The 17779-nt window shown below is 34.4% G+C and carries 13 protein-coding genes; 3 read left to right on the top strand and 10 right to left on the bottom strand.

All coding sequences use genetic code 11. The annotated features are described in order from the left end of the window. Positions 1 to 164 precede the first annotated feature (164 nt). Together GR162_RS19295 and GR162_RS19290 are read right to left on the bottom strand one after the other, a co-directional pair. Positions 165 to 2378 carry a glycoside hydrolase family 3 C-terminal domain-containing protein gene (locus GR162_RS19295; protein WP_160783450.1) on the bottom strand — a complete coding sequence of 738 codons (2214 nt, stop codon included), beginning with the start codon at positions 2376 to 2378 and terminating at the stop codon, positions 165 to 167. Between the two features lie 204 nt (positions 2379 to 2582). Beyond that, complete coding sequence (locus GR162_RS19290) at positions 2583 to 4283, bottom strand: DUF6377 domain-containing protein (protein ID WP_202393972.1); 1701 nt, start codon at positions 4281 to 4283, stop codon at positions 2583 to 2585. 60 nt (positions 4284 to 4343) lie between these two features. Between GR162_RS19290 and GR162_RS19285 the strand changes: the two genes are divergently transcribed. Then, entirely contained in the window at positions 4344 to 4688 is a 345-nt protein-coding gene (locus GR162_RS19285; protein WP_160783449.1) for a 5-carboxymethyl-2-hydroxymuconate Delta-isomerase, read from the top strand. 122 nt (positions 4689 to 4810) lie between these two features. Here GR162_RS19285 and GR162_RS19280 read toward each other — a convergent pair whose 3' ends face one another. Together GR162_RS19280 and GR162_RS19275 are read right to left on the bottom strand one after the other, a co-directional pair. After that, on the bottom strand, positions 4811 to 7069 hold the full coding sequence (locus tag GR162_RS19280; RefSeq protein ID WP_160783448.1) for an acyl-CoA dehydrogenase: 2259 nt from the start codon (positions 7067 to 7069) through the stop codon (positions 4811 to 4813). Positions 7070 to 7284: 215 nt separating this feature from the next. Next, positions 7285 to 8199, bottom strand: coding sequence for an EamA family transporter (locus GR162_RS19275; RefSeq protein ID WP_160783447.1), 915 nt, complete (start codon positions 8197 to 8199; stop codon positions 7285 to 7287). A gap of 110 nt (positions 8200 to 8309) precedes the next feature. Between GR162_RS19275 and GR162_RS19270 the strand changes: the two genes are divergently transcribed. Continuing rightward, on the top strand, positions 8310 to 9731 hold the full coding sequence (locus GR162_RS19270; protein ID WP_160783446.1) for a PLP-dependent aminotransferase family protein: 1422 nt from the start codon (positions 8310 to 8312) through the stop codon (positions 9729 to 9731). A gap of 164 nt (positions 9732 to 9895) precedes the next feature. On the opposite strand, the gene GR162_RS19265 is transcribed toward GR162_RS19270, so the two are convergent. The 6 genes from GR162_RS19265 to aspA form a co-directional block, all read right to left on the bottom strand. After that, positions 9896 to 10843: a bestrophin family ion channel gene (locus GR162_RS19265; RefSeq protein WP_160783445.1), complete on the bottom strand. Its 948-nt coding sequence runs from the start codon at positions 10841 to 10843 to the stop codon at positions 9896 to 9898. Between the two features lie 112 nt (positions 10844 to 10955). Beyond that, positions 10956 to 11678, bottom strand: coding sequence for a hypothetical protein (locus GR162_RS19260; RefSeq protein ID WP_160783444.1), 723 nt, complete (start codon positions 11676 to 11678; stop codon positions 10956 to 10958). Positions 11679 to 11761: 83 nt separating this feature from the next. Continuing rightward, positions 11762 to 13144: a HAMP domain-containing sensor histidine kinase gene (locus GR162_RS19255; protein ID WP_160783443.1), complete on the bottom strand. Its 1383-nt coding sequence runs from the start codon at positions 13142 to 13144 to the stop codon at positions 11762 to 11764. Between the two features lies 1 nt (position 13145). Continuing rightward, complete coding sequence (locus GR162_RS19250) at positions 13146 to 13820, bottom strand: response regulator transcription factor (protein WP_160783442.1); 675 nt, start codon at positions 13818 to 13820, stop codon at positions 13146 to 13148. 163 nt (positions 13821 to 13983) lie between these two features. Beyond that, positions 13984 to 15270: a BamA/TamA family outer membrane protein gene (locus GR162_RS19245; protein WP_160783441.1), complete on the bottom strand. Its 1287-nt coding sequence runs from the start codon at positions 15268 to 15270 to the stop codon at positions 13984 to 13986. A 156-nt stretch (positions 15271 to 15426) separates the two neighbouring features. Continuing rightward, positions 15427 to 16836, bottom strand: coding sequence for an aspartate ammonia-lyase (gene aspA, locus GR162_RS19240; RefSeq protein ID WP_160783440.1), 1410 nt, complete (start codon positions 16834 to 16836; stop codon positions 15427 to 15429). Positions 16837 to 16992: 156 nt separating this feature from the next. Here aspA and GR162_RS19235 point away from each other — a divergent pair, with 156 nt between their 5' ends. Further along, positions 16993 to 17571, top strand: a complete 579-nt coding sequence (locus GR162_RS19235) for a pentapeptide repeat-containing protein (RefSeq protein ID WP_160783439.1) — start codon at positions 16993 to 16995, stop codon at positions 17569 to 17571. Positions 17572 to 17779: the final 208 nt, after the last annotated feature.

Below are 17779 nucleotides of genomic sequence, written 5' to 3'. Positions count from 1 at the left end.
GCACTTAGCTCAAAAAGTAAGGCAATAAAGCCATTCTTTATGTTTCTTAATGGCTTAATGATGAAATTAATATATGTTTTAATGGTACATTTTTAGCCAAAAGCAAAGCTGCAAATTTTTATACTTGCAGCTTTACAAACCAACCAATTTTAGAAATAAAAAACTTATTTAAGTGAGAAATTCACTTTAGATTTTATATCTGCAGATGAAGCACCAATGATTGCTTCAAAATCACCAGGTTCTGCAACCCAGTCGTGTTTTTTATCGTCGAAGAAACTTAAAGCCGTTTTATCAATTGTAAACGTTACTGTCTTTTCTTCTCCTGCTTTAAGAGCTACTTTTTCGAAGCCTTTTAATTCTTTTATCGGACGAGGCAATGAAGATTTTAAATCTGAAATATATAATTGCACTACTTCAGAACCTTCTCTGCTTCCTGTATTTTTTACGTTTACTGAGAATGTGATTTTATCTCCAGCATTCATTTGTTTTTTGTCTGCTATTACTTTTCCGTAAGCAAAAGTAGTGTAGCTTAAACCGTGTCCGAATGGGAATAAAGGTTTGATCTTGTTTTTGTCTGTCCAACGGTATCCCACATAAATTCCTTCGTTGTATTTTACGTCATCACCGCCTGGAAATTCTCCTAAAGCATGAGCTCCATTATCAGATAATTTTACTGGGAATGTGAAAGATAATTTTCCTGATGGATTTACATCTCCAACCAAAACATTCGCCAAAGCATTTCCTGCCTCTGTTCCTAAAAACCATCCTTGAACAACTCCCGGAACTTCTTTAATCCAAGGCATTGCCACTGCATTTCCAGAAATATTTACAAAAACAATTTTTTTATTTACTTTCGCTAATTCGCTGATCAATTTATCCTGACCATAAGATAAATTCAATTCTTTACGGTCGTGTCCTTCATCATCCTGATTTGGGCTTTTGTTCAATCCTCCAATAAAAAGAACAATATCAGCATCTTTAGCCACTTTTAAAGCCTCTGCTGTCAATTCAGCTTGAGGGCGTTTTTCTTCTAAACTTACTTTAGCCACAACACCGTTGTAGTTGCTTGTAGGATCTCCAACATAACCTCTTGCATAAACAATTTCAGCTTGGTCACCGATTCTTTTCTTTAAACCTTCAAGCGGAGTGATTTCGTATCTTGCTTTAAGTGAAGAACTTCCTCCTCCAACTGTCATCATTTTTATGGCATTTTCTCCAATTACAGCAATCTTCTTAGTTTTAGAAAGGTTGATTGGCAGAATGTTATTGTTGTTTTGCAATAAAACGATTCCTTCTTCAGCAATTTTGCGTCCAGCCAAGGCATGTTCTTCAGTTCCAAAAGATCCGAAAGGACGGTTTCTGTCCATTGTTGTCAGGAAAGATAAACGTAAAATGCGACGTACTTTTTCGTCTAATTCTTTAGTTCCAACCTCGCCTTTTCTAATCATTTCTGAATATGGTTTTGCTAAATAATAGTTGTCATAAGCATTACTTGTTCCCCAAGAAAGACCATTTGTCCATGAACCAAATTCCATATCCAAGCCATTGTGAATAGCTTGTTTCGTATCGTTAACTCCACCCCAGTCTGAAACTACAACTCCTTTGAAGCCCCATTCTCCGCGAAGAATATCATTTAATAAATATTCGTTGTGGCAACATTGCTGTCCTTTATATTTGTTGTAAGATCCCATAATCGACCAAACATTTCCTTCTTGAACAGCCGCTTTGAAAGCAGGAAGGTAAATTTCGTATAAGGCACGATCGTCAACAATTACGTTTACTGAGTTACGGTTTGTTTCCTGATTGTTTAAGGCAAAGTGTTTTACGCACGCAGCAACTCCGTTAGCCTGAACACCTTTAATATAAGGAACCACCATTTTGGCTGCTAAAAACGGATCTTCTCCCATATACTCGAAGTTACGACCGTTCAACGGACTTCTGTAAATATTTACACCAGGCCCTAACAATACGTTTTTGTTACGGTAACGCGCTTCTTCTCCAATAGATTTGCCATATAAAGAAGCCAATTCTTTGTTCCATGTAGACGAAAGTGCTGTCAGCGCTGGAAAAGCAATGCAAGAATCGTTTGTCCATCCTGCCTGATCCCATTCGTCCCATTTTACCTCCGTACGAATTCCGTGCGGTCCATCGGTCATCCAGTTTTCTGGAATTCCAAGACGTTTTACACCTGGAGAACTAAATTTAGACTGCGCATGAATCATGGCGATTTTCTCTTCGGTTGTCATTCGTTTAAGCGCATCTTCTACACGCTCTTCAATCGGTTTTTTATCGTCTAGATAAACTGGCACTTTCTGGGCATTCATTCCAGCAGAACTTAGTAAAAGTAAAACAACAATTGTTTTAACGTTTTTTAACATAACAGTAATTATTAAAGCATTAGTTTATAATAACAAAGTCTTCTCAAGAAAAAACTTTTTTATCATATTGTAAAACTAAAACGTTATCGTACAAGTTACATTTTTAGACAGAAAAAAGTAGTGAATTAAAAAACCAAAATATTGAATAACAGGTATTTAAATTTTAAAAAGGACAAAAAAAAGTAGTAGATTTAAAATAAATATTTACGCTTTCAAAGCCATTGAACCGATTTTCATGACCATTTCTTCAAAATCATTTCGCGAAACTGCGGCCTTATTTCGAGCTCTTGTGCGATAGTTGTAAATGGTGCTTAAAGAATAACGCAAAAATGCCGCTATCTTTACACTGTCTGTAATTCCAAGTCGGATTAAAGCAAAAATTCGAAGTTCTGTATTCAGCAATTCATTTTGTTTGAGAACAATCTGTTCTTCCGGAATTAATAAAGCATTAAAATCTTTGACAAATGTTGGATATAGGTTTAAAAAGATAATATCGAAGTTTTTGTACAATTCTTCTAACTCATTATCAACTAAAGTTGTTGATTTTAAAATTTTATAAATTTCGTCAAATTGTTTTGCCGTCGCTTTTTTGTTTAGAATAATGCGGTAATTTTCGAGCTTATTGATATAAGTCGAACAAAGATTGAAAAAATGTGCAATATATTCTTCTTTAACCAAATTAGATTCAGACAATTGCAGGTTACTTTCTTGCAGCTGACTGTTGGTTTCGGTAATATCTTTGTTTAATTCTGCCAGTTTTTGACTCGTTTCGTAAAGTTCTGTTTTTATTCGTGAAACCTTTTTCATCTGGATGTACACATAAATAATCGCAACGAGCAAAAACAGAGAAAGCAGACTAATGCAAAGCAGATAAATCTGCAATTCGCTTTTTCGTTGTGCTTCGCGTTCTAAATAAACAGTGTTGATAATCGAATATACTTCAGACATCAGTAAAGTTCTAAACTGAACATTGCAATACAATGCATCTTCTATGGCCGATTGCGTAAGCTTATACGCCATATCTACATCTCCGATTTCGTAAAAAACCAAAGCTAATTCCTGCAATGAAGCATTGTCTTTATTAGCATTTTTAACATCAGAAGTGGCAGAAAGCGCGTAGTATCTTTTTCTGGCTTCTAAGTCATGCGTAGCTTCGCCTATTTTTCCCAACAGATAGGCAATCATCGCATATTGCGGATTTTCCTCTTTTGTCTTATTCAGTAAAACTAACAGCTGTTTTTTAGGATTATCGTATTTTTTATCAATAAAAATATCTTGCTGAATTCTATTTATTTTATATTCTAAAGTATTTGGGTTTAAAATACTTAATAGCGAATCTCGATATCTCCCAATCTGTTTTCTATATTCAGGACTATAGCTATTGGCCGCATAGTGCTCAAAAAACTCACGGTACGCAATGTAATAATTAGGAAGCAGCGGAAGTGGTAAGTTCTTTTTGTTGATGCTTTTTAAAATAGCTTCAGATTCTCGGTATTTTCCAGAAGAAGAATAAAGCGTAACCAATTGTAATTGCGCTAAATGGAGAAGTTCTTTGTTTTGAAGTTCTTCGGCAATTTTGATATTCTTTTGCACATATTGAATTGCCGAGTCTGAATTTAGTTTCTGATATTCGAAATACAATGTTTTATTGTAATTGTACTCCTGCTCTTTGGTAAGATTATCTGATTTTATTTTCTTGAAATTCAGAATTCGTTCTTCTTTAATCTTAACGTAATGCTGTTTATTTTTAATTGCTTCATTTAATTCTTTTAAAATGGCATCTGTACTCTCCGATGCAAAAAGAGGAAAGCTGATAAGAACTATAAAAAAGGACAGAAATAGATTTTTCAAACTCACAAAAAATAAATACGATTTACAAATATAATAAAGTGCTATTTTAATCATATTACAAGTATCCTTTTTTATAATTTTGTTACAGTAAAATCGCACCTAAAACTTAAAATTATGCCACACTTTATAATTGACTGTTCTGAAAATGTAATACGCAAAGAATCTGCAGATGTAATCATGCAGGAAGTTTTTGATGCTGCCCTATCGACTAATCTTTTTGTCGCTTCTGAAATTAAAGTGCGTATTAATCCTTTTACGTATTACAATAACGGAAATACTTTAGATGATTTTATTCACGTTTTCGGTTATATTATGGAAGGCAGAAGCGACGAACAAAAGGGCAATCTGTCAAAAGTAATTGTTACAAAACTAAACGCTTTACTTCCGGATGTTCCAGTAATTTCGACTAACATTCAAGAATTTGAAAAATCGAATTATGTCAATAAAACAATGATTTAAAACATTTAAGGTATAATCATTTTTATACCATTAACACCTTAGATATAAAAAAAAAACTTTGTCAAAGTTTTAAACTTTGACAAAGTTGCTTAAAATTCTTACATCACTTATATGGTTTAAAACTAAACCGCAATTGGAGCCGCTAAACAGCTTTCGGGAATATTAAAAGCATTTACCAAAGCCACAGCATCTGGACGGATATCCCAGCAAAGCTGATTCACCATTTTACGGACCGCTTTCGTTTTAACCGCTTCCATATAGCCGTCTTCTAGATACCAAGCTTTATTTTTTTCTATAGTTGAAAGCGCGTACAACTGATTTAATTTTGTCAAAATTGCTTTTGATGGTTCATCCTCAACCGCCTTTATTGCAATCTGAAATTGTTCTAAAACTATTCTTTCTAGATACGCCTGCGCTACATCAATCATTTGATGCTGCACCACATTAAAGGCGTCATAAGGTTCTAATCCGCCATCAATTAATTTCTTGATACGTCTCGCTGCCGAAGCCAAAATTGTTTTTTCTCTGTGCACAAATGCCTGAAGATGAAATTCCCCATCCAATAAATGTTCGTCTTCTGTTCTTCGAGTTGCAATTGGGTTTTTCTCTGCAATAGCCGTTTTGGCATTTTCGTAAACATAATTAATGATTCCTAACGAACCCATTTCTCCAAACGATTTTCTGAATTCTGCCAAACGATTTTTAGCCACTAACTGCATCAAAACCGTATTATCGCCTTCAAAAGTAGTGTAGATTTCAGTGTCGTTTTTAAGCGCGTCGATTCGGTTTTCAGACAAATAGCCTTTTCCTCCGCAGGCTTCTCTGCATTCCTGCAAAATATCTCTAGTGCTCCAAGTAGAAAAAGATTTCATTCCCGCCGCCAAGGCTTCAATTTCTTGCATTTCGGCTTCGGTTCTATTTAAAAATCGATTCGTTAAATATTGCAGCGCAAAATGAACTGCGTACGTTTTCGCTAAATGCGGCAATAATCTACGCTGATGCATTCTATAATTTAAAATTGGAACCTCAGATCCACCTTCTGGCCCGAATTGTCTTCTTTGATCGCTGTAGCGAATGGCAATTGTCAATCCAGATTTTGCTGCCGCTAAAGCCGAACGCGGAATCCCGATTCTCCCTCCTACCAAAGTGCCTAACATCGTAAAAAATCTACGGTTATCACTCGGAATCGGACTTTCAAATTCTCCTTTATCATTCACAGAAGCAAAACGATCCAGCATATTTTCTTTCGGAATCACCACATTATCGAAACTAATCGTTCCGTTGTCTACACCGTTTAATCCCATTTTATGGCCGCAATCGCCAATTGTTACGCCATTTACGACATTTCCATTAGGATCTCGTAATGGAACCACAAATGCATTTACGCCATAATCATGATCATCAATAATAAGTTTAGCAAAAACTGTTGCCATTTGTCCGTGAACGGCTGCGTTGCCAATATATTCTTTTTGGGCGTTTTTGTTTGGCGTATGAATAGTAAAAGTCTGATCGCTATGGTTATAAGTTGCCGTAGTTTCCAGACCTTTTACATTAGATCCGTGATGCGTTTCGGTCATAGCAAAACAGCCCGGAAGTTTCAGCGAACCAATATCTTTTAAATATTTAGCATAATGTTTTTCGGTTCCTAAAGATTGAACGCTCATTCCCCAAAGCCCAAACTGAACTCCAAATTTAATTACCAGACTCAAATCATGATAACTCAGCGTTTCCATAATCGCAAAATAATCGGCTATGTTTTCTCCTCCTCCATATTGCTTTGGATATGCCATATTTCCGAGATTTTCATCAGCTAGAATCTTGCACCATTTATAGACAGTCTGTCTGAAAACATTAATATCGGTAGAAGTTTCGTAAGCAAATTCAGGTCTTGAAATAACCGATTTTACTCTTTCGATTATTGCTGCTTCTTTTCCATCCAAAATTTGAGTGATTTTCTGAATATCAAAACTGGCATTAGTTTGAGAATCGGCTGTAAAAGAACCTGCTTTTGTCTTGAAATTTTGCAATGCTTCTTCACCCAAAATTCCTAAATCATTCTCTAGTTTTTTGAAATCTGATTCTATAGGAGTTAAATCCAAATCGTTTCCAGAAAGTGCTTTTGCAATATCAAAAATAGACTTGATCGAAGAGGTATCCTGAATACTTTTTTCAATATCCAATTTCCATCGTGTGAGTTCATTTCGCGAAGGCGGATTTGAAATATCCGCTTTAGAAAGCAAATATTCTTTTTCGTCTGGAGACAAAACATTTAAGGAATTTATAAACTCTTTTAAGGTTACAAATTCTTTCTGTGTCAGTAAATCATCTGACCACACTAAATAAAATAATGGAGTAAAGGCTTGAAGTTTGGTATTTTGCATATCAATAGTATTCAGTTTAGAAATAGTTTTTTTAGCCACGAATTCACGAATTATTAAAAAATTAGGCTGAAAAAATTTGTGAATTTGTGGCTATCTTTTTTACGCTTTATCGCATAAAAAAACAGGAATGAAATATACTCATTCCTGTTTAAACATCCTGTTAAGATTCTGACAATTTTCGATTTTAAACCAATAAAAAATATGAAAACTAAGAATTAAGAACCCTTGGATATTGTGGTCATTTTTTGCTTTATGGCAAAAATATGATGCGAATTAAAAACTAACACTGCGGTAAAAATGATACCGTACGCTGTAATTTGCAAAGGCGTAATATTTTCTTTGAAAAAAAAGGCCGCCAAACCAAATGCAATCATCGGATTAATGTTTAATAACATTCCAACTGTCGAAGAGTTGATTCCTGAGAGTGCATACAAATTGAGAAATAACGGAATTATAGTAAATACAATTGCAATGGTTTCAATGCAGAGATAAAACTTAAATTCCGTTGGAACCGGTCCCCCAAAAACCGGATAAAACGGTAATAATACTAATGCAGCCAAAGTAATATGGAAAGTCAGTACAATAAACTTATCAAAACCTTTATTGGCTCGCTGACTTACTAAATAAGATGCATACGTTAGTCCTATAATGATGCTGAAAACCATATCCATTATAGCAGCGTAAGACAATAAAACACAGCCTGAAATACTTAATCCTACAGAAATCCACTGCGTTTTGGACAGTTTTTCGTGCAATATAAAATAAGCGAGTATGGTCGTCAGAATAGGACAAACTAAATATGCCAGAGAAGTTGCTTTTACGCTGACATGATTCATTACATAAATATACGTAAACCAATTTCCCATCAAAAAGGCACTTCCGCCAATATTAAGCAGAATCGATTTTCTTTTTTCTGATTTTGGCAACGCTTTAAAGATTTCGACGGTCTCTCTTATCTGTTTTCTTTTGAATAACAAAGCAATCAAAAGCATCAAAATACTACAGCTAAAAACGCGAAAAAATAAAATATCTAATGATGGATATTCATGAATTGGTCTTAAAACCAAACTGAAAAGTCCCCATGTTGTAAAGGCAGAAATAGCCGCGATATAATATTTTGTTGTTTTCACTAAAGTTGTTTTTGAAATGTTTTCTTTTGATGAAGCAAATTTCTAAAAAATAAAACAGCAATACAGATACAGTTTTTGTAAATTGCAGCATAACAGTTTTTATTTTATTAATGAAAAATTCAAATTACTTATATCTTCAATTTGCTGACCTCATCGAAAAACAGATCAAATCTGGACTTCTAAATGTAGGCGACAAACTGCCTTCTATACGAGAGGTTTGTGCTGAAACGGGCTATAGTATGAGCACTGTCAGCAAAGCATATTATGAAGTGGAGAGCCGCTCTTTGATAGAATCAAGACCCCAATCAGGCTATTATGTAAGTAACATTTCGGCCAGAACAATTCCAGAACCATCGGCAAGTAAACCTCTTTTAACTCTTGAAAATATTGAACGCGAAGATTTAGTGGATTTGGTTTATGGCGATATGCGTAAAAAAGATATTACGATGCTTTCGCTTGGTTTTCCATCCAATGAATTGCTTCCGATTGCGAAACTGAATAAAGGAATGGTTCAAGCCATGCGCCAATTGCCGAACAGCGGAACGAGTTATGAGGAAATTGAAGGAAACAGTAATCTAAGAAAAGAGATTGCACGCTGGTCTTTTACTTGGGGCGGTTCTCTTACTGAAGATGATATTATAACGACTCCAGGCTGCATTTCGGCAATTTCAAATTGTTTGCTGGCACTGACTAAACCAGGAGATACGATTATTACTGAAAGTCCGGTTTACTTTGGTATTCTTCAGCTTGCGCGGTCTTTAGGTTTATATGTAATGGAACTTCCTACCAATATGACAACTGGGATTAAACTCGAAGCGGTAAAAAAGACACTTGCTTCCAATAAAGTAAAAGCTTGTGTTTTGATGAGCAATTTCAGTAATCCATCAGGAAGTATGATGCCAAATGAACATAAAAAAGAAATTGTCCGTTTAATGGAATTTTATAATGTTCCACTAATTGAAGACGATATTCATGGTGATTTATATTTCGGTTCAAGCCGTCCTACGAATTGCAAAACTTATGATGAAAGCGGTATTGTCTTGTGTTGCAGTTCTGTTTCTAAAAGTCTGGCACCAGGCTATCGTGTGGGCTGGGTTTCTCCGGGGAAGTTTAAAAAAGAAGTTCTGAGAACCAAATTGTACCATACGATCTCCAATTCAACTATTACACACGAAGTGGTTGGTGGCTTTCTAAAAAATGGCCGTTATGAAAATCATCTTAGAAAAATTCGTCAGATTCTGAATCGAAACTGTACTAACTACATTAATACTGTTTTAGAGTCTTTTCCAGCAGGAACAAAAGTAAGTCAACCACAAGGCGGATTCTTCTTATGGCTCGAACTGGATAAAAAAATCGATACTGCGGCTTTTTATCATTTAGCGTTAAAACATAATATTAGCATTGCTCCGGGAAGGATCTTTTCATTTCAAGATCAGTTTTCAAATTGCATGCGATTGAGTTTTGGATTGCCTTGGTCTAATGAAGTGAGAACTGCTATTCAGACGTTGGGAAGATTAGCGAAGCAGTTGTAAGAGCAAGTTTGTCATTGCGAGGAACGAAGCAATCTCATTTGCTAAATCAAACTTTACATATTATTTGTTAGCGTGATTGCTTCGTTCCTCGCAATGACAAAAAAGTTGGACAGCGCAACTACTCGCTGTCCAACCAACAATTAAAAAAGACCAAAATTAAATAGTTATAAGACAAAATAAGCGTCTTTTTCGACTTTCTTAGGTTCGTCTTTTAGATCAAATTCTTTCAGAATATCAAATTCGCTTTGGTATTCGTTCAGCATTTGCTTGATATTTTTTTCAATTGTATTGGCAATTGCGGTAACTGGCGTATCGGTCGGTCTGTTTTCAAACGGATCTTGCAAATGAATCGCCATTCTTTCGATCAAAAAGAAAGCTGCTCCGATTGCCGTAATTAGCGGAATTGCAAACCAGCTCAGCACACTTGTCAATCCAAAAGGCAATAACAGGATAAATAAACACAGCGTTAATCTAATATACATGCTATAAGTGGTTGGAAAAATGGTATTTTTAATTCGCTCACATTTTCCCATTTCATCACATAATCTTGACAAAGTATTATCGATTTCAACTTGCTGATACATGTTGATTTTTTTTTCGTTTTTAGCGGTTCTCAAATCTCTTGCGTGCAGCATCAAAATGGCATTTGGTACGTTTTGATGGTTCTTGATGTATTTGATTTCTTCTTCGCTCATTAATCCCTCAAGCGGTTTTATGGCATTTCTGTTTCTAAGCGATTCTCCTAAACTATAACACCACGCAATTTGTCTCTTAGCAAAATTCTCCTTGAATTCGCTCGCTTCAACCGAATAATCTGGATCTTCGTAAAACGTTAAAACCTGACGAATCAAAGTTCTGGAGTCGTTTACAACAGCACCCCAAACAATTCGCGCTTCCCACCATCTGTCATAAGCCTGATTAGATTTAAAAGCTAGCAATAAGGAAATGATAGTTCCAATCATGGTCGGAATCGCAATCGGGATATCTACAGGTAGATTGATAAAATAATGGTGAAAAATTTCAAATAGTATGGTATAAGCTAATACTAAAGCAATTTCTACTTTAATTTTCCCGAGAACGTACTTCATTGGTATTCTTTTCTTTAATAACATATTTTCGGATTTAAATTATTTTTTTTAAGAGGCTAAGATTCTAAGTTTCTAAGATGCTAAGAATTAAAAAGCTTAGAGACTTAGTGTCTTAGAAACTTAGAATCTCAGACTCTTAAACCATCTCTTCGTACAATGAAAGGACAGGAAGTCCCAGTTTTTCATTGACATTTTCTTTTTTTGATTTTTTAAATTTGATTTTTTCGCCTTTTCGGGTTTCTACGAGCATATCGATATTATGTTTTGAAATGGCTTCTGATAAAAACGGAGCTACATTTTCGTAATTGTCTTCAAAACTGGCGGTTTGGCTCACAATTTCAAAAGAGAAATTGGCGCTTAAAAATTCCTGCACATCTTTTACATGGATATTTTTGCTAGAATTTTCTACATACAATGCTTTATGGAAAACCTCTTTATTAACTTCTGTACTGAGATGCAGAATCGGACATTTTTGATTTCCTGCCAATTGCACTAGATATTGATGAATTCTTTTGGTTTCCTGTTTATAAGAATGCGTAAGAATGACCAATTTTATTGAAAAAACTTCAATAAGACGTTTGAAAATTGGCGCTGAAAGTCCGTATTGATTGTGTACTTTTAATTTAATATTTGAAGTGTGTTCGATAATGTAACGGCAAGTTTCCAGAACCTCTTCCTGACTTTTGGTAAGTCCCGATTTCATTTCTCTTAAAAAACCTGACGACGAAAATGTATCAGGAGCTTCTGAAACTAATACTAAAATAATTTCCGACTCAGTATTTTTAGACTGATTTACCGCAGATTTAACAGCCGAAATGGTGTCATCTTTTAAAGTTGTAGGTATAAGAAAATTTTTCATAAGTATATTCTTTTAGTTTATACTTACAAAATAACTATCAGTAGATTAAACCTTTATTAATCTAAAATTAGAATTTTCTAAAATTAAACATTAGATTTTTTAATGTTGCCTTTTTTAAAGATAATGGTAACGATCGTTCCTTTATTCTGTTCGGACTGTACTTGAAGTTCGCCATCGTGCATTCTAATGATTTTGGAAGCCAAAGGAAGCCCTAAACCATAACCAATGTATTTGGCCGCAATTTTACCTCTAAAGAAAGGCTCGTATAAGTGTGGAATGTCTTCTGGCGGAATTCCTATTCCAATATCATTGATCGCAATTTTGATCATTTCTCTATTGGCCGTAAGGTTCACAAATACTTCGTTATTATCAGAATATTTTACTCCGTTGGTTATAATATTATTGATTGCCAGTTCTAAAAGGGGTTTATTGCATGGCAGCAGCAATAAATTAGAATCTTCTGGAGCAAAATTAAGTTTAATGCTTACGCGGTTATCTGGATAAATCTTATCGAGATCCGATTTTACATCCAATAATAGTTCGTCCATACGGGCAATGTCCGATACCTGTTTCTGTCCGTCATAACCTGTTTGAGTCAGCTTAAGAAGACTTTCTGTCAGATTTCCTAATCTGGAAGCTTGGCTATAAATATTTTCTAATGAACCAATATATTCGCTAACTTCTCTTTCTTTGAGAAGCATAATTTCTGCTTCAGCAATGATAGTTGTAATTGGGGTTTTTAACTCATGAGAAGCATTATTAATAAAATTAGCCTGAATCTCAAAAGAAGTTTCCAATCGATCCAGCATATTATTAAAAGTATTGGTCAAATCCGATATTTCATCAGAGTTTTTAACTTCAGGAAGACGATTGTGCAGATTAGAAGCGCTGATTCTTTTTACTTCTTTCGTAATTCTCGCTACCGGATTGATAACTCGTTTTGCCAGAAATCGCCCTAAAAGAAAAGCCAGAATTACAAATCCAATACCGCCAAAAAGCATAATTTTGACAATATAAACGGTTGTATCTTTTCCTTTACGGTCTCTCGCGCCAACGATTACAATATATTTTTGATTGTTTTCTTGAAAGATTTCTCCCAGATAATACTTGTTGTCTTTTTCGTAAGAGTCTTTTCCTGTACTTAAAACGTTGGTATAAAAAGTATTCGGAAGATTTAGATTTGTATTATAATCAAAACTATTATGACTGTTTACTTTTAATACGTATTCCTCTTCTTCAATCAATTCTTCAAGACCATTTTTTTGAAGATTTTTATAATATTTAATTTTCTCAGGATCTTTCTGAAAATGGATTGAAGCCACAATTTTTGCCCTGTCATCCAAACGCTTTAAAAAGTGATATCGATTGTTTTCTCTAAATAAGAAAAACACGATGATACACAATAGCGAGGTGCTAAAGGTAGAAAGAGCAACGTAATTGAAGGTGATTTTTTTCCTAATGTCCATATTATGGTTTTATTACATATCCCAAACCTTTCATGGTGTGAATCAGTTTGGTTGAAAAAGGCTTGTCTATCTTTCTTCTTAAATACGTAATATACACATCGACCACATTAGTATTCATATCAAAATTAATATCCCAAACATTATCCAAAATTTGGTCGCGCGAAACAATACGCCCCGTATTTTTAGCCAAATAATACAAAAGCTTAAATTCTTTGGCAGTCAATACAATGTTTTCTCCATCTCTTTTTACCGTTTTGGCACGGCCATTTATTTCTAAATCACCAATTGTGATGGTATCTATTTTTTCCGTTTCCTGCTGAGATCTTCTGTATAAAGCATTTACCCTAGCATCTAGTTCTCCAAATTTAAAAGGCTTAACCAAATAATCATCTGCGCCAGAATTAAGTCCGGTTACAATGTTTTCTGAAGTTCCTAAAGCGGTTAAAAGCAAAATAGGCACGAAGTTTTTTGCGGCACGAAGCCTTCTGCAGATTTCAATTCCGTTGATATCAGGAAGCATTACGTCTAAAATTACCACATCGAAGGTATAATTATGAATCATTTCCATGGCCGTTTTACCATCCATAGCCACGCTTACTTCATTATTATTTTCTGCAAAACCTTTTCGTAATATTGATAATAGATTTGGCTCATCTTCGACTATCAGTAATTTCATATTAAGAAGTTTGTATATACAACAAAAATAAGAATACAATTTAAAATAATTTTAAACAACTTTACAAATTATGATTTAATTATGAAGAATAAAAAAAGCAGACCTTATTGCCTGCTTTTTGATATTTTTTAGGGTTAAAGTTCTCGATTCTTAATTTTTGAACTTAAAAAGTTTCACCAGCATTCAAATAAAATCCTTTAGAATTGTTACCCCACGAGTAATCAAAAATAAGATTGGTTTTGGACGCTTTGTCAATTAAAAGCCTTAAACCAATACCAGCAGCTGGCTGAATTGATTTGAATAACTTTAAATCATTATCAGAATTACTTGTCGTTACAAAATTGGTAAAAACAGTACCGCTCAGCAATTGATTACAGGTTATCGGAAATCGGAACTCAGTTGATAAATAAACCAATCCATTTCCTCTAAATAGCCCTTGCGTATACCCTTCTCCACTTCTGCTGCGCTGATCCCAGCCAATGGCAGGCAGATTTAAGTAAGGCACTTTGCCTTTGGTTACAAATTGTCCGTAAGTCCAAAATGCCAAAATATAATGCGGATTTTTATGAGAAACAGGAATAAAATGGCGATACTCAGCAAACAACACATTACTATATTCCTGATTGTTGAAAAGCACAGGGTTAAATCTGTAGTTAATATTGGCAAACCAGCCTTTTGACGCATTGACCTGATTATCGCGCGAATCATGAACCAGATTCAAACTTACTCCGTTTAAGAAATATTCAAAATTATCAAATCCGTATTTTTGGCTGTAATTATAATGATACGTATATTTCTCGTTTGCAACATCCAACTCTTTGTCATCTATACTTGAATACCAGTCAATATTGATACCTCCGCCTATGTAATAGTTTTCTTTGACTTCAAAAGAAACTGTCTGATGAAATTTGAAATAATTATAATCCATATCCTGAGCCAATGAATCTACACTAAAACCAGGCGGGCGATCACGTCTTGGCGGAATAATATCGGTTCCTAAGCCGTAATTGGGCTGTGAAAAGAGGTATAATCTGTAATCGCCGCTCAAAAAGATTTTATTGTTCTTGAGCAAAATATTATTTTTTACATTTACCAGCCACTGATTTTTTAGGGTATACGTGATTCCAATATTGGCAATCGAATATTTATCTTTTTCTTCTTTTCCTTTAAAAGTATATTGTGCGACTGCCCCAAAAAAGAAACCAGTTGCGGGCTGCGAACCTATTGCAGGAATTAGTAAAAAGAAATTATTTTTGGTTGGCTTAACAACCAGTGCATCGTCATCTTTCTTAAAAAGATCGAATACCGTTTTAGGAGGGCAAATTTTCGGATTTTGAATCTCAGGATTCTGAATTGCTTCTTGAGAAAATAAATTAAAGGAAATAAGAAATAATAATCCTAAGATTTTAGACTTGTACTGAACGGCATTATTTTGAAAAAAAAGCACCATTTACAAAGTTTTGTTTTAGAAATAAGATTCAATCTCAATGTAAATATAAGTCTTATTTTCAACATCTTAAGAACAAAAACCAAAATAAATTTAAAGTATTTTAACAAAAAAAGCCGTCAAAAAATATTTGACGGCTTAGAGATATTTCTAAATTTACTATTTGGTAATAAACTTTGGGTGAATTAAGTTTTCTAAAGAATAAATTTCATCCCATTTTTCCTGAGTAATTAATTTTCTCTCGAGAACAGCAATTTGATGAACGCTTTTACCTGTTTTTAAAGCTTCTCCCGCAATACTGGCACTTTCTTCGTAACCTAAAATCGGATTTAGTTGCGTTACAATTCCGATGCTATTCATTACCATATTGTAGCAATGATCAACATTAGCTGTGATTCCGTTAATACATTTGTCAATTAAAGTCTGAATCGCATTTGAAAGATAATCTAGCGAAGTAAACATAGCAAAAGCAATTACAGGTTCCATTACATTCAATTGCAATTGTCCAGCTTCTGCGGCCATTGTAACCGTTAAATCCTGACCAATCACATAAAAACAAGTCTGGTTAACCACTTCTGGAATTACCGGATTTACTTTTCCTGGCATAATAGAAGATCCTGGCTGACGTGCCGGAAGATTAATTTCATTCAAACCGGTTCTTGGCCCGGAACTCAACAAACGTAAATCGTTACAGATTTTAGAAATCTTAACGGCAGAACGTTTTAAAGTTCCCATAATCTGAACATAAGCTCCAGTATCAACCGTTGCTTCAATTAAATCTGGTGAAAGTGTAAGCGGAATTCCAACCTCATCTGCTAGATATTTAACGCAGATTTCAGGATAACCTTCGGGAGCATTTACTTTTGTTCCAATGGCAGTTGCGCCCATATTGATTTCTAACAATAAATCTTGAGCATTTTTCAAACGCTGAATATCTTCACCAATTGTAGTCGCATAGGCTTTAAATTCCTGTCCTAAAGTCATCGGAACCGCATCTTGCAACTGCGTTCTTCCCATTTTTAAGACATCTTTAAATTCTTCTCCTTTTTTAGCGAAAGCAACTTCTAAACCTGCAAAAGTTTTAATAAAACTTTCCATTTTCAAATACAAAGCGATTCTAAAAGCTGATGGATAAGCATCGTTTGTAGACTGCGAACAGTTTACATGATTATTGGGATGAAGAAACTGATATTCCCCTTTTTTATGACCCAAATATTCCAGCCCGATATTCGCAATTACTTCATTGGCATTCATATTCACAGAAGTTCCTGCACCGCCTTGAATCAAATCGCTCACAAATTCCTTGTCAAATTTACCTGCAATTACCTGATCGCTTCCGTAACAGATAGCTTCGGCAATTTTAGGATCAAGCGCTCCACAATCTTTATTTGCCATTGCTGCAGCTTTTTTTACATATCCTAAAGCCTTAATAAATAAAGGCTCTTTTGAAATTGGAATTCCAGTAATATTGAAATTCTCTACCGCTCTAAAAGTTTGAATTCCGTAGTATAAATGATTAGGAATTTCTAATTCTCCCAGAAAATCATGTTCTTTTCTTGTTGATTCCATATAATAAAATTGATATGTTTTGACTTAAAAAATAAGTGTAAAGCTACAGTATTTTATGCATAAAAATATGAATAGAATCAAAATCATTTCTGATTTGTTCAGATTATTTTATGGTAAATTAGTACCTTTTCGGCCTCAAATAATTTTTAAAAAAAATTGAAAAAAGAAAGCGAATATTTTCTTGATAAAGAATACAATACGATTGTTTACGCTAAAGATGATTTGAATTTTAAGGACTTTGAATCTTGCGTTTTTAACAATTGTAACTTCTCTGCCTGTACTTTTCTTGCCGTTACTTTTATCGACTGTGTTTTTAATGATTGTATTTTCAGCGAAGCCAAAATCAATTATGTCGCTTTGAGAACGGTTACCTTCAATCGATGCGAAATTAAAGAAGTGAATTTTGCGATGTGCGATAAATTAATCTTTGAAGTACATTTTAACGATTGCATTCTTGACTTTTCGAAATTTTATACTTTAAAATTAAAAGGAACTCCGTTTACCAATTGCAGTTTAATAGCTGTCGATTTTATGGCGGCCGATTTAACCAGCGTAATTTTTGATAATTGCGATTTATACCGTTCCGAATTTAGCAAAGCCATCGCCAACAAAGCCGATTTTAAAACGAGTTATAATTATACCATTGATCCGTCTAAAACTAAACTGAAGAAAGCTATTTTTTCTTTGAAGGAAGTGAAAGGGTTATTGTTTACGCATGATGTGATTGTGAGTTAATCAAACAAAAAACGTATAGTTTGTCATCCTGAGGAACGAAGGATCACACTCGGAATTCCACAAAGTATACACATAAAGTTTGTCATTTCGACGAAGGAGAAATCTCCACGAGTAACTCCGCAACGAAAAGCCAATCTTTGTAGAGTTTCTTACGAAGATTTCTCCTTCGTCGAAATTGTAAAGGTTAGATAATTCGGTAACAAAATTC

It is taken from the genome of Flavobacterium sp. HBTb2-11-1 (genome assembly GCF_009826975.1).
GTDB lineage: Bacteria > Bacteroidota > Bacteroidia > Flavobacteriales > Flavobacteriaceae > Flavobacterium.
Note: the sequence above shows the minus strand (reverse complement) of the source record. Positions and strands in the feature narration are given on the sequence as shown.

What these genes read in the sequence shown, in the direction of transcription:
- GR162_RS19270 (WP_160783446.1), top strand. Translation starts at nt 8,310, where the DNA reads ATGAAAAATTCAAATTACTTATATCTTCAATTTGCTGACCTCATCGAA.
- GR162_RS19250 (WP_160783442.1), bottom strand. Translation starts at nt 13,820, where the DNA reads ATGAAATTACTGATAGTCGAAGATGAGCCAAATCTATTATCAATATTA.
- GR162_RS19245 (WP_160783441.1), bottom strand. Translation starts at nt 15,270, where the DNA reads ATGGTGCTTTTTTTTCAAAATAATGCCGTTCAGTACAAGTCTAAAATC.
- GR162_RS19290 (WP_202393972.1), bottom strand. Translation starts at nt 4,283, where the DNA reads ATGATTAAAATAGCACTTTATTATATTTGTAAATCGTATTTATTTTTT.
- aspA (WP_160783440.1), bottom strand. Translation starts at nt 16,836, where the DNA reads ATGGAATCAACAAGAAAAGAACATGATTTTCTGGGAGAATTAGAAATT.
- GR162_RS19295 (WP_160783450.1), bottom strand. Translation starts at nt 2,378, where the DNA reads ATGTTAAAAAACGTTAAAACAATTGTTGTTTTACTTTTACTAAGTTCT.
- GR162_RS19285 (WP_160783449.1), top strand. Translation starts at nt 4,344, where the DNA reads ATGCCACACTTTATAATTGACTGTTCTGAAAATGTAATACGCAAAGAA.
- GR162_RS19255 (WP_160783443.1), bottom strand. Translation starts at nt 13,144, where the DNA reads ATGGACATTAGGAAAAAAATCACCTTCAATTACGTTGCTCTTTCTACC.
- GR162_RS19280 (WP_160783448.1), bottom strand. Translation starts at nt 7,069, where the DNA reads ATGCAAAATACCAAACTTCAAGCCTTTACTCCATTATTTTATTTAGTG.
- GR162_RS19260 (WP_160783444.1), bottom strand. Translation starts at nt 11,678, where the DNA reads ATGAAAAATTTTCTTATACCTACAACTTTAAAAGATGACACCATTTCG.
- GR162_RS19265 (WP_160783445.1), bottom strand. Translation starts at nt 10,843, where the DNA reads ATGTTATTAAAGAAAAGAATACCAATGAAGTACGTTCTCGGGAAAATT.